The sequence below is a fragment of the Sorangium sp. So ce176 genome, assembly GCF_051519835.1.
GTDB classification, from domain to species: Bacteria; Myxococcota_A; Polyangia; order Polyangiales; family Polyangiaceae; genus Sorangium; species Sorangium cellulosum_G.
This window is the reverse complement of sequence record NZ_CP150371.1, coordinates 11624329-11636802: the sequence shown is the minus strand read 5'-3', so window position 1 is coordinate 11636802 and position 12474 is coordinate 11624329. Positions and strand designations below refer to the sequence as shown.

Annotated in this window: 9 protein-coding genes; 6 read left to right on the top strand and 3 right to left on the bottom strand. The window is 73.6% G+C overall.

The genetic code is table 11. The annotated features are described in order from the left end of the window. Positions 1-249: 249 nt before the first annotated feature. Positions 250-1062, top strand: coding sequence for a DUF4142 domain-containing protein (locus WMF42_RS43955; RefSeq protein ID WP_061605719.1), 813 nt, complete (start codon positions 250-252; stop codon positions 1060-1062). A 187-nt stretch (positions 1063-1249) separates the two neighbouring features. Here the strand turns inward: WMF42_RS43955 and WMF42_RS43950 are convergent, their stop codons facing one another. Then, entirely contained in the window at positions 1250-1918 is a 669-nt protein-coding gene (locus WMF42_RS43950; RefSeq protein WP_061605720.1) for a hypothetical protein, read from the bottom strand. Between the two features lie 189 nt (positions 1919-2107). Between WMF42_RS43950 and WMF42_RS43945 the strand changes: the two genes are divergently transcribed. From WMF42_RS43945 to WMF42_RS43935, 3 genes are all read left to right on the top strand, one after another. Continuing rightward, positions 2108-3268 (top strand): hypothetical protein, encoded by a 1161-nt coding sequence (locus tag WMF42_RS43945; protein ID WP_437689217.1) that lies wholly within the window; start codon positions 2108-2110, stop codon positions 3266-3268. Beyond that, on the top strand, positions 3265-4281 hold the full coding sequence (locus tag WMF42_RS43940; RefSeq protein WP_437689215.1) for a tetratricopeptide repeat protein: 1017 nt from the start codon (positions 3265-3267) through the stop codon (positions 4279-4281). The genes WMF42_RS43945 and WMF42_RS43940 overlap by 4 nt, the downstream gene beginning before the upstream one ends. Positions 4282-4537: 256 nt before the next feature. Then, on the top strand, positions 4538-5632 hold the full coding sequence (locus WMF42_RS43935) for a hypothetical protein (protein ID WP_437689213.1): 1095 nt from the start codon (positions 4538-4540) through the stop codon (positions 5630-5632). 13 nt (positions 5633-5645) lie between these two features. Here WMF42_RS43935 and WMF42_RS43930 read toward each other — a convergent pair whose 3' ends face one another. After that, positions 5646-6488, bottom strand: a complete 843-nt coding sequence (locus tag WMF42_RS43930; protein WP_061611922.1) for a Uma2 family endonuclease — start codon at positions 6486-6488, stop codon at positions 5646-5648. Positions 6489-7034: 546 nt separating this feature from the next. On the opposite strand from WMF42_RS43930, the gene WMF42_RS43925 reads away from it, so the two are divergent. Further along, on the top strand, positions 7035-8873 hold the full coding sequence (locus WMF42_RS43925; RefSeq protein ID WP_437689211.1) for a TolB family protein: 1839 nt from the start codon (positions 7035-7037) through the stop codon (positions 8871-8873). A gap of 460 nt (positions 8874-9333) precedes the next feature. After that, positions 9334-11625: a beta-propeller domain-containing protein gene (locus WMF42_RS43920; protein WP_437689209.1), complete on the top strand. Its 2292-nt coding sequence runs from the start codon at positions 9334-9336 to the stop codon at positions 11623-11625. 59 nt (positions 11626-11684) lie between these two features. On the opposite strand, the gene WMF42_RS43915 is transcribed toward WMF42_RS43920, so the two are convergent. Further along, entirely contained in the window at positions 11685-12422 is a 738-nt protein-coding gene (locus tag WMF42_RS43915; protein WP_061611924.1) for a glutathione S-transferase family protein, read from the bottom strand. Positions 12423-12474 lie beyond the last annotated feature (52 nt).

The window sequence follows — 12474 nt, the reverse complement described above, 5'->3', positions numbered from 1 at the left end:
GAGGGCCGGCGCCGCCGCCCGGGCGCGCGCGCGTCCGTTCATCGGCGTGAAGATGTGGCACCTGCGCGCCGGTCCGTCGCGCGGCGCGGAGGGTTCAACCGATCCTGTGCGATGGTGAGCATTGGCTATTTCGATGAGATCGCGCTTGCGTCTCCCGGCGCCGGCTCAAGATACATGGCGGGGCGGGCCAGGCATCACCGCCAAGCGCTTCAGCGCCGGACCCGCTTCCGTCAATGACATGGGGGGATCATGAGCATTCGAATCAATTCTCTTCGTTTTGTATGGATGACAGCCCTGGCGCTCGCGGGAGCCAGCGCTTGCTCCGTCGCGGCGGAAGACGGTGATCTGGCGGCGGCGGACGAGGGCACGTCGGGAGAGGAGGTCCAGTCCACCTCGCAGGCCTTCACGCTCTCGATGCCGGAGCTCGCGGCGGTGCTAGGCGCCTTCGACGCGAACGAGATCGTCATCGCGCAGCTCGCGCTGAGCCACGCGACGGACCCGCACGTGCTCGAGTTCGCTCAGGAGCTGCTCGATTATCATGCCCTCTCGAACCAGCGGCTCCTGGCGGCGCTCGGGCAGACGGGCGTGAGGCCGCTGGACAACCAGATCAGCCTGGCGCTGGCCGAGCAGGGCGCGTCGGATCAGCTGACGCTCGATGGTCTCACGGGGTCTCACTTCGACTGGACGTTCGTCGACATCCAGATCTATCGACACCGGGAGTTCCTCGCCCATCTCCAGGAGCAGATCTCCGTCGTCGGGCCCGAGCTGCAGCCGGGGATCTCCCACCTCGTTCCAGAGATCCGGAACGCCACGTCGCGGCACCTCGCGTTCGCCACGTCGCTGCCCTCGCTGATCGGCAGCCCTTATGTCCGGGATTACGGCACCCTGCCCGGCGCATCCTACTACGGTTACAACACGCCTTATTACGGCCCCGTTTACTCCGGCGCGAGCGGGCTCTACTCTCCCGCTCGCCCCTCGTACCCCTGGTATCACGGGCGCAGCGGGTCGTTCGGCTCGGGCGCTCAGGACCCGAACGCGCCTTTCGGGGGCCGTCGCCCGTGAGCCTGCCCAGGTAGAGATAGGGCGCCGCGCTCGCCAGCGCCGCGGCGCGGGCGCGCCACGGCGCCTGCGCTCTATCCAGCATGGGCAAACGTGGGCAAGCGTGGGCGCCGCGGCGCTCCCACCTCGTTCCCGGGAGCGGCCGTCGCGCCCACAGGCGACGGCGCGACGCGGACGGCGCGGCGCGGCGCTACAGCCGGCGCCGCGCGCGGCCGCGATCCGGGATGACGCCGTGGATCTCCGCCTCGCTGAAGCCAGCCGCCTTGTAGAGGCGCTTCAGGTGCACGAGCTCGATGTGCGCGCTCTTCGCCACCGCGGCGCGAATGCGGTCGAGCACGCTGAGCCGCTCGAGCGGGAGCCGGGTCGCCTCGACCGTCGAGCGCAGCGCCGCGGCCGCGGATTTGACCTCGGCGGCCGCCGCCTGCGCCTTGTCCAGGCTGAGCTTCGGGTGGATCCCCGAGCCGAGGAGCTGCGCGAGCACCTCCAGCCGATCCGGCTGCCCGGTGATGTCGCCGTCCTCATGGTCGGCGAAATAGGCCATGCCGCCGGGGAACAGGATCGACAGCGCCGGATCGGCCGTGGGGCGCCCGACCGCGTTCCAGACGTCGTCGGCCACCTTGCCGAGCGCGTCGTCGGCGCGCGCGGACTCGGCCTCGACCTTGGCGAGCAGGGGCTCCGCCTCGGACCGGGCGGCGTTGCGCTGGGCCTCCACGCCGTCGAAGAGCGTCAGCACGGGCACGAGCCGCTGCTCGGCGAGCTCCCGGAGGGATCCGCCCTTCGCAGAAGCGCTCTGGAGCGTCGCGCGCACGTCACCGATGATGTCGTCCGCTGGCGCATCCTTGCGAATCACCTCGCCCATGATGTCGATCCTCCTCTGGCCTCACGAGGCTCCAAGGCTGCGGAGTCCGGCGAAACACGACCCGCGAACGCCCCCCGTGGCGCTGTCACCTCGGGCACCATAACGGAGCATCGACCGCGCGATCAACCGGATCGCAGCGCCCCCGGCCGGGCGTGAGCCTCCGGAGCGCGGCGCTGGTACACTCGCCGCGTGCACCTCGGCTCGCTGCTGCTCCCGGCCCTGCTCGCTCTCCCGCTCGCCGCGCACGGCGGACAGAGCAGCGGCGATCTCGTCGCCGCCGCCGCGGCAGCAGGGAGGCCGCCCGAGTGCTCGGCGCGGACCCGCCGCGCCATCGCCCGGGGGCCCTCCGTCTGGGAGCGCGCGCGCGCGCCGGAGCTCCCGCGCTACTGCGACCTGCTCGCGCGCGGCCAGGCGCAGCTCGGCGGCAACCCCGAGGCGGCGCGCGAGTCGGCGCGCCTCGCCGCCCAGATCCTCCCGGGGCACGCGGCGCCGCAGGTCCTGCTCGCGCGCGCCGCCCTCGCGCTCGGCTCGGCCGAGGACGCCGCGCGCGCGTTCGACAGCGCGCGGCAAATCGACCCCCGCAGCGTCGAGGACCCGCACACATTGCACGACCTCGCCCGGTCGCTCGCCCGCACCGGCAAGCGCGACGAGGCGCTCGCGATGTACCGCGCGCTCGTCCCGCGGATCGACCTGCTCGGCGCCGCGGACCAGCGCGCGCTCGTGCTGCTCGAGGCGGCGCACCTGTCGATGGCCGCCGCGGGCGCCGCCGCGTCGACCGCCGCCGCGTCGACCGCCGCCGCGGGCGGGGCCGCGAGGCCGCCGGCCGGCGCGCGCGGAGAGGGCGCCCGCGCCGATCTCGACGAGGCGATCGCCTACCTGCGCGAGGCGCGCCAGCGCTCGCAGTCGCAGCTCGCCCGCGACGTCACGCTGTCGCTCGCGCTCGCGCTGGACCGCGCCGGCGACCGCGCCCAGGCCGACGCCGCGCTCGAGGGCGACGTGGCCGGCGCCGCCGCGCGGGCGGCCGACCCGCACGCCGGCACCGCCGCGCGCGAGCACGCCGCGGACGACCTCGCCAGCGCGGCGGCGCGCCTGCGGTCGGTCGGCTACCTCGCGGTCCCGGAGGACAGGCTCGCCCTGGAGGCGCTCGCGCTCGAGCGGACCTCGGCGGCGGCGGCGCTCGCGCGCTGGGAAGCCTACCTGTCGGGCGCCGGTGGCCAGGGGCCGTGGGCCGCGGCGGCGCGCGCGCGCCTCGACGCGCTCCGGAAGGGCGCAGGCGGCGGGGGCCCCCGGCCGGCGCGCGCGCCGCGGGAGCGCGTCGCGGCGCCCACAAGGGCGGGAGGGGCGCCGTGAGCCGGCGGTCGCCCCTGCGCGGCGCTGCGGCGCTCGTCGCGCTCGCCCTCGCGGCGGCGCGCGCGCCCGGCCCAGCCGCCGCGGCGCCGACCGTGTGGTCGCGCGCGCTGGATCCAGCGGCCGATGAGCGCGCGGCGCTCATCGCCCAGGCGGACGGGCTCCTCCTCCGGTACGACCGGCTCCGGCGCAGCCCGCTCCTGGAGCGGGTCGAGGAGATCGGCCCGCTCTGGCTGCGCGAGGCGCGCACCCTGTACGAGCGCGCCGGCGCGGCGACCTCGCGCGAGCCCTCGGTGCGGCTCCGCTACGCCGACATCCTGGAGCACCTCGGCGACGTGCAGGGCGCCGCCGCCACGCTCGAGGGGCTCCTGCGCCTCCACCCGCCGGCGCCTTCCCGGGCCGACGCGTGGCACGCGCTCGCTGTCTGCTACGCGCGGCTCGCCAGGTACACGGACGAGATCGAGGCGTACGACGAGGCGCTCGCGCTCGAGCCCCACGCGGCCTCGCGGGCCCTGCTGCTGGCCAACCAGGCCGAGGCCTACATGGCGCTCGGCGACATCACCTCCGCTGTCGAGGGGTACCGGGCCGCGCTGACGACGCTCGGCTCGCTCGACATGTTCCGGTACGGCGTGACAACGCTCTGGGGGCTCGCGGTGGCGCTCGACCGGTCGGGCGACCTGGAGGGCGCCGTCGAGCACATCCGGCTCGCGAGGACCTACGATCGGAGCGACCAGCAGATCAACGGCGCGGGCTGGTTCTACGTGCCCGCGCACGACGACGACTGGTACGCCGCGCTCGGCCACTGGGCCGCGGCGCGGAGCGCCGAGCTCGGCGCCGCGCGCGCGGAGGCGTACCTCCAGGCCGTGGCTGCGTGGGACTCGTACATCGCGCGCGCTCCGGGGAACGACCACTGGCTGCCGCTGGCGAAGGCGCGGCGCGCGCAGTGCGAGAGGGAGCGCGAGCAGACGATGAAGCGCCTGCGGAAGCCCGCGCCCGCGGCGTCGCAGCGGCGCTGAGCGCGCCGGGGCAGCGCGCGCTGGGCTGCCGGGCGCTGGGTCGCCGCGCGTCGGGCTCGTCCCGCGTGCTGGGCAACCCCACATTTCCCTCCGGTCGCTCCCGCACATCGTCCCGGTCGCGCCCCCCGATCACGCGGCTGTGCGACGGCGAGGACGCCCCTTTACGACCCAGCCCAGCGGGGTCACCTTATACCGTCGTCGCTCTCGCGCGCGGGGGCGGCGCCGGCCAGCTCACCCCGAACGGAGATCCGTCGAGATGCGCGACTCGGTGTTCAATGAGACCGTGCTCTGGTCCGGACGTCCCAAGGTCGTCGCGACGCCGCTCCTCTACATCGTGGGCGCGGCGGTCTGCGGCGTGACCTCCGCGATCAGCACGGCGTCGGCCATCGTCGTGAGCAAGGCGCTCGGCGCGTCGCCGAACCAGCTCCTCGCGTTCGCGGCCTGGATGGCGAGCCTCGCTGTCGCGTTCAGCTACCTGCCGCGCTGGTGGCGCTCGGAGCTCGAGTACATGCTCACCGACCGGCACATCGTGGTGCAGCGCGGGAAGCTCCGGCGCTCCATCGAGCGACGGTCGATCAGCTACGCGCGCATCCACTGGCACCCGAAGCACCCGGGCGTCGGCGACCTCGAGCTCGTGAGGGCGGTGCCGACCGGCGCGCTCCGGCGGCGGCTGTCGATCGTGCTGCACGGCGTCGTCGCGCCGGATCGCGTCTGGGCGATCCTGCGGGGCGTCGTGCCGTCGGCGCCCGCGGGCGACGGTCACCGGCTGCTCTCGCAGCGCCTCGACGAGGGCGAGCGGGTGCTCTGGTCGGCGCACCCGGCCGACGGCTGGCACAAGTGGCTCCCGAGCGGCCTGCGCGGCCTCGGCTCCGTGCTGATCGGCGTGCTCCTCGGCGGCTTCGCGGTGGTCTCGGCCGTGCACGCGGTGCGGAGCATCCGCATCGTGACCGCGGCGGGCATGGACCCGGAGAGCGTGTCGTTCGTGGCGCTCGTCGCCTCGCTGTCGCTCACGATCGTGCTGCTCGTCGCCGCGGGAGCGGCGATGCTCTACATGTCGGTGGTGCGCCCCGCGCGGCTCGCGGCGCGCACGCGGTACCTCATCACCGATCGGCGCGTGCTCATCCAGCGCGGCGACGAGGAGCTGCACCTCGACCGCTCGCGCATCGTCGACGTGATCGACGCGCCGGGCGCCGGAGGCCTCCGCGACGTGTTCCTCGTGCTCGACGGCCCCCGCGCCCGCGCCGTCGCCGCGAGCGGCGCCTTCGGCGAGGCCGCGGGCGCCGGGCTGCAGCCGGTGCTCCACCGGGTCGCGGACGTCGACTCGGTGCGCCAGATCCTGCGGCCGGCCTAGCTCCGCCCGCCGCTCACCGGCGCGTCACGCGGGACTCGAGGTCGCGCACGCGCGCCTCCAGCTCGCGCACGCGCGCCTCGGCGGCGACGCGGGCGCGCTGCTCCGCGGCGCGGGCGCGCTGCTCCTGGGCGCGCGCCTCGCCCTCGGCGCGGAGGGCCTCCTCCTCGGCGGGCACGAGATCCATCGCGCGGGAGGTCCGCGCGACGCGCAACGTCGGGTGCGGGCCGTCCTTCAGCACGACGAGGTGCGCGTCGAGCGCCTCGATCCAGAGAGGATCGGCGCCGGCGTGGACGCGCAGGTACGTGCCGTCGGGGTCGCGCCGGTAGAGCTGGAGCGGCACGCGCTCCTCGGCGAGCGGCGCGCGCGCGGCGGCGGCCTCGGGATCGAAGAGCAGGAGCTCGGGGCAGCCGAGCTGCCAGTACTTGGCCGGCGCGTCCTCGTAGACCCGGCGCCAGTCGCCCGCGACGATCTCCAGCGCGAACCGCGGCGGGCGATGGCCCGGCAGCCACGTCTGCCACTGCCGCGGGAGCGGCGGCAACGGGCGGTGATCGAGGACGTAGAGGTCGGGCAGGACGCGCACGAGCGGCTCGCTCCGCACCCACGCGAAGGCGTGGTCGGCGCCGGCATACCAGTCGACCCAGCCGCGCTCGCGCGCGAGCTGCGCGACAACCGAGAGCAGCAGGCGCACGATCCCGGAGCGCTCGGCCTTGCCGTGGCGCTCCGCGTCGTCGGGCAGGTACCAGCCGGACCAGTCGATCGCTGCGCTGGCCTCCTCCGGCGACAGGTCGCGGAGCACGAGCGCGCGGGGCGGCCGCCGGGGGTTGAGCGGGAGCCCGAAGCGCGTCGGCGGTGCCACGCGATCAAACTAGCACCCCGACCGAGCCCGCGGGGAGGCCGCGGCGCGCCGCTGGAAGATGGCCCCACCGCCGGGCCCGCGGGGGATGCCGATCCCGAGGGGGCCCGCGCAGCACGGCTGGTGGTCAATGCGGCCCGGCCGTGACGCTCGGTAGATGGCCTCTTCGTCTGGATTGCAAGCAGGGAGAGCAAAGCGAGCAGCGGCCAGACGACATGGCCCTGCGCGGCGCTTGACGGGAGAAAATTTCCGTGTCCTTCTATCTGCTCAAAGCTTTCTTCACATCATCGACGGCGAACACGGCGTCTGCGGCAGCGGGCTCGCGCTGAGCGTTCTCGCGGTCCGCTGCTGGCGCACGCTGGAGCGCGGCGCGACGGATCCGCAGCACCAAGGTGACAACGCGACCATCGCGTCAGCTCGGTGACGGGCGCGTCGTTCACGCGTCCGGAATGAACGCCGATCATGGACTCGATATCACGCGCTCGGGCGGCAGCGTCCGCGCGGGTCCGGGCGGAGCAGCCCTGGGGGCGCGCGCATGGAGGAACCTGAATGAGAACCTTGCAACAACGGATCGGGACCCTGTTGATCGGCTCGCTGTGCGCGCTCGCCTGCTCGTCAGGCCCGGAGCCTTCCATCCCGCCAGGGCAGGGCACCGGCGGCTCGGGCGGGATCCCGGACGAGTTCGGCGGAGGGACGGGGAACCTCTTCGACGTGGGGAGCGGCGGCCCCGTGGAGCCGCCCCCCTGCGAGGTCTGCGAGGATTTCCCCGCGACCCCGGTGTTCGACGAGAGCGGGACGCCGCCGCCGGCGAACGCGCCCGAGCTGTTCGGCGACCCGGGCAGCGGGGCGCAGGGCGGCCCGTGCCTCGCGGAGCCAGAGATCGGGGCGCTCTTCCCGAACAACTGGCTGCGACCGAGGTTCCGGTGGACCGCGCCGCAGGGACAGGACCTGTTCGAGATCCGCGTGCACGCCGACAGGGAGAAGAACGACCTTGTCGTCTACACGACGAACAGGGAATGGAAGATGCCCAAGGACATGTGGGAGAAGCTGGCCGCCCACGTCCGCGACGAGCCGATCACGATCACGATCCGCTCCGTGTCGACGAGCGCGCCGGGCGCGCCGCTCCTGGGCAGCTCCGGGCCGATCACCATCGCACCGGCCCCGGCCGGCGGCAGCATGGTGTACTGGGCGGCGATCGGCGAAGGGCCCGCGGACGCCTGGCTCGCGGGCTTCGGCGTGGGCGAGGAGGGCGTCGTCGACGCGCTCAAGGTCGACCAGGTCGAGCAGGGCGGCCGGCGCGACGAGAACGGCAACGTGCGGGGCGACGGCCAGGTGCGGTGCATCGGGTGCCACACGTCGACGCCCGACGGCGAGGCCGTCATGTTCATGGATCACTGGCCGTGGGACCTCGCCATCGCTTCCGTGAAGGAAGACTCGGTGGGGGAGGTCCCCGCCTACGTGACGCCGGGCGGCTCGGAGGCGATGAACCAGGCCTGGCTCGGGCCGCCCAAGATGTCGCCGGCGCATTTCGCCCCCGGGGACCGGATCTTCATCACCTCCTATGGCCGGCACAACGGCAGCGTCTGGGATGGCCAATCGCACACCAGCATGCCGAACGCGCGCCTCGCGTGGTTCGATCTGGAGGCGCCCGCGCCGACCTACGCCGAGTCGACCAACGCCACGACGGCCAAGAGCGAGATGGGCGCCGCGGAGGGGACCGCCTTCGGGTTCATCGCGCGCGACGGCGACACGCGCGGGGCGATGATGCCGGACTGGAGCAACGACGGCGCGACCCTCGTTTACGTGTCGACCGACGCCGGCAAGGACGGGCGGCTGGCCGCCGGAGCCGGCGATCTCTACACGGTGCCCTACAACAACAAGCAGGGCGGCGCGGCCACACCCCTGCAGGGCGCCGCAGAGCCGAACTTCAACGAGTATTATCCGGCCTTCGCGCCCGACGACCGGCTCATCGCGTTCAACCGGACGCCGAGCCCAGGGGAGATGTACTACAACCCGAGCTCCGACATCCACGTCGTCCCCGCGGCCGGCGGCGCGGCGACGCGGCTCGCGGCCAACGACCCGCCGGCCTGCCTCGGCGTCACGAGCCCGGGCCTCCACAATAGCTGGCCGCAGTGGTCGCCCGAGGCCACGACCGTCGACGGCAAGACGTATTACTGGGTCATCTTCTCTTCGTCGCGCGACGGCTACACCCTCCAGAAGGACCCGGGCAAGAAGGCCTCGCAGCTCTACGTGACCGGCGTCGTCGTCGAGGGCACGACCGTGCACACCTACCCCGCGATCTATCTCTGGAACCAGGATCCGGGCACCAGCAACCACACGCCCGCGTGGGACGTGTTCAAGATTCCACCCGCGCCCGTTCCCCTCTGAGCCCGCGCGCGGGACCTCCCGGCCGGGAGCGCCCCCACGATCCTCGGACAGGCACGCGCACGCCGGGTGCCCGTCCGGGGCCGGTGAACGTTCACATCATCGCGTGCTGGCGGAAGTAGCCAGTCACACCACCCTCATGGCACACCTGTGCCAGAAGCCCCTGGCGAGCGCAGGGCATGTCGCGCTTCCGCGGCGCCGCGAGGTCCGGCGCGCGGGGAATCGCGTCGCGACGAGCGAGCGGACGGCTGGCGCGGGCCTTGCCGCAGTGCCGGGCACCATGCGAACACACCGCACCCTTTCCTCACTCTGGCTTCTCCTTGCAACAGGCCTCCTCGCCGTCGGATGCGACCCGGAGTCACCGCGTGACGGCTCGCAGAGCGGATCTCAGAGCGCGGCGCTCCACCGGGCCCAGTCCTGCGAGGACCTCGAGGCGCTGCTGAAGCAGGACGCGCTCACCAAGATGAACGCCCAGATCGACGCGATGATCGCGAGCTACTCCGTTTACGGCGACGTCCGCGGCGGCGGCGGCGTCATCGGCGTCGACGACAGCTCGGCGGGCGGCGTCGGCGCGCCGCCCGGCCAGGGCGCGGATCCGGCCGCGCCTTCCCCGGTGCCGGCCAGCGGTGACGGCGCGAGCGCCCCGGAGGACGGCAGCGGCACCCCGACCCACTCCGACACGAACACCCAGGTCGCCGGCGTCGACGAGGCGGATATCGTCAAGACCGACGGCAACAACCTCTACGTCCTCCACGGCCAGAGCTTCTACGCGCTGACCGCGTGGCCGGCCTCGTCGCTGGCGGTGGGCAGCTCGCTCGCGATCGAGGGGCAGCCGCACGAGATGTTCGTGGCGGACGACAAGGTCGTCGTCTACTCGGCGGTCAACGCGCCGTCGATCTACGAGCGAGCGGGCGTCGAGCCGCGGCCGAGTTACTACGACTACGTGCTCATCGGCGGCGTGGCCGTCGGCGGCGTCGCCACGCCGGTCCCCGGAGGCGGTGTGCCGGACATGGGCGATACGCCGCCGGACGCCCCCGCGAGCGGCGCAGGCGGCGCGCCCACGCCGCCGTCCGACGGCGGCTCCGATGCGCCGGCGAGCGGCGGCGACCCGGGCGCCGACGAACCGGCGAGCGACGGCGCGCCGGACGCCCCCGATGCGCCGGCGGACGCCCCGCCGGAGAGCGACCCGGAGGGAGCCAGCCCGCCGCCGCCCGGGGAGCCCGTCGCGCCCGAGGTCTACGCCCCGCTCACGAAGCTCACCGTCCTGAGCCTCGCGGGCGGCGCCCCCAGCGTGGTCAAGGAGCTCTACTTCGAGGGAGGCTACGCCTCGGCGCGGCGCGCGGGCGAGGACGTCCGCACGGTGCTGACCGGCGGCGCCCACGGCCCGGCGCTCGCCTACTGGCCCGAGAGCCTGGTCGAGTACCCCGAGACCGCCGAGGCGTGGGCCGCGGCGTTCGAGCAGCTCCGCGCCGAGAACGCGGCGCTCATCGAGGCCGCCCCGCTGTCGACGTGGCTGCCGTATCGCTTCGAGAAGGAGGGGGACACGGTCACGGAGCTCGGGGCGAGCTGCGCGGACTTCTATGTTCCGGAGGCGGGCACGACGTCGTACGGCCTCACGCAGATCGAGTCGATCGACCTCGGCGATCTCGACGAGGCGCCGGCGTCGACCTCGATCATCGGCGCGACAGACACCGTGTATTCGAGCCACGACGCCCTCTATGTCGCCGCGCGAGGCTGGCAGGAGCCGGCGTCGCCGGGAGCGCCCGGCGAGGCGCGCGTGAGCAGCGACGTCACGCACCTGCACAAGTTCGATCTGACAGCCGACCCGAGCCAGCCGAGGTACGTCGCGTCGGGCTCGGTGCCCGGCCACATCCTCAATCAATTCTCGCTCGATGAGCACAACGGCAAGCTCCGCGTCGCCACGACAGCGATCGTGCCGGCGGAGCCCAGGTGGACGACCAGCAACAGCGTGTTCGTGCTCGAGGCGCAAGGCTCCGAGCTCGCGCGCGTCGGCGCCGTCACCGACCTGGCGCCCGGCGAGCAGATCCGCTCGGCCCGGTTCTTCGGGGATCGCGGCTATGTCGTGACGTTCCTCCAGGTCGACCCGCTGTTCGTGCTCGACCTCGCCGACCCGGCAGCGCCGTCCGTCACGGGAGAGCTCAAGATCCCGGGCTTCAGCGAGTACCTGCACCCGCTCGACGACGGACACCTGCTGGCGATCGGCCGGGACGCGGACGAGGACGGCAGGGTGACCGGCCTGGCGCTGCAGATCTTCGACGTCACGGACCCGTCGGCGCCCGCGCAGCTGCACAAGGAGACGATCGACGGGCCGTACGCGTCCTCGGCGGCCGAGTACGACCACAAGGCGTTCACGTACTACGGTGAGCACGGCGTGCTCGCCTTCCCGCTCGTCAGCTACGACGCGGAGACCGGCGCGATCTCGAGCACGCTGGAGCTCTTCAACGTCGATATCGCCGACGGGTTCAGCCGGCTCGGCGCGGTCGACCACAGCGGCTTCTTCACCCCGACGCCGGATTGCTACTACTACGGCGGCGCCAACGTGTGGCGCGGCCTGTTCATCGAGGATCACGTCTACTCGATCTCCAACGGCGGCGTGCTCGTGAACGCGCTCGACGACCTCGCGACGCCCGTCGCGTCGGTGGCCCTGCCTGCCTCGACCTCGTGGTACGCGTGCGGCGGCGACATCGCCGAGCCCGCGCCGGCGCCGGGGCCGGCGCCGGACGGCAAGGAGTAGCGCCGCGCGGCAGCGATCCTGGCGCGCGCCCCGCCCTCCGAGGCGGGGCGCCGCGCCGTTCAGGCCCCAGGCCGCGCCGCCGGGGGCGCCTCCCACGGGTGCTCCGGATAGAACTCCCGCATCATCCGCGCGGTGTACGCGACGAGGCCCGCGAAGCCCTCGGCCCTGCGCCGCAGCGGCGAGTCGAAGAACGGCGTGAGGATGCCGGCCAGCACCGCGAACGCTGTCGCGTCGACCCCGACGGGGCGCGCGCCGAAGAGGTACGGCTTGTCCCCGAGCAGCACGGAGAGCGCGGCCAGCGAGCGCACGCCGAGCGCGACGACCTCCTCGCCCGAGTGCCGCGCGACGCCGACCGCGCGGAGGTTCTCGCGGACGCGCGCGAGGATCTCCTCGCGGAGCTTCGGGCGCAGCTCCTCCGGCGCGCCGTCGACGAAGCGCGCCGGCCCCTTCGCGAAGTTCTCCGGGATGAGCCAGCGCGCGTGGCTCGCGGTCGCGGCGAAGTGGTTCTCGAGCATGCGCTCGATGGCCCACGCCTCGGCGCGCTGGCGCGCGTCGAGCCCCGCGTCGAGATCCTTGCCGTGCTTCTTCTCGAGGTGCTCGCGGATGAAGTGCGAGTCGGCGATGCGCGCGCCGTCGTCGTCCACGTAGGGGAGCTGGCCCTTGGGCGACTGGTCGAGCCGCCCGATCGCCTTTTTGTAGGGCAAGTCCAGCATCTTGAGCTGGACCTCGCTCTTTGTCACATAGGGGCTCGCCTCGGGCAAGCCGAACAGGGGGCCGAAGCCGTGGAGCGTGATCATGCGGAGTCTCCCGTCGTCTGGGTCCGTCGTGGACCGCGCTTGATGTAGCCCC

Excerpts from the sequence above, each read along its gene's own strand:
- WMF42_RS43955 (WP_061605719.1), top strand. The coding sequence starts at position 250 with ATGAGCATTCGAATCAATTCTCTTCGTTTTGTATGGATGACAGCCCTG.
- WMF42_RS43950 (WP_061605720.1), bottom strand. The coding sequence starts at position 1,918 with ATGGGCGAGGTGATTCGCAAGGATGCGCCAGCGGACGACATCATCGGT.
- WMF42_RS43935 (WP_437689213.1), top strand. The coding sequence starts at position 4,538 with ATGCGCGACTCGGTGTTCAATGAGACCGTGCTCTGGTCCGGACGTCCC.
- WMF42_RS43925 (WP_437689211.1), top strand. The coding sequence starts at position 7,035 with ATGAGAACCTTGCAACAACGGATCGGGACCCTGTTGATCGGCTCGCTG.
- WMF42_RS43920 (WP_437689209.1), top strand. The coding sequence starts at position 9,334 with ATGAACGCCCAGATCGACGCGATGATCGCGAGCTACTCCGTTTACGGC.
- WMF42_RS43915 (WP_061611924.1), bottom strand. The coding sequence starts at position 12,422 with ATGATCACGCTCCACGGCTTCGGCCCCCTGTTCGGCTTGCCCGAGGCG.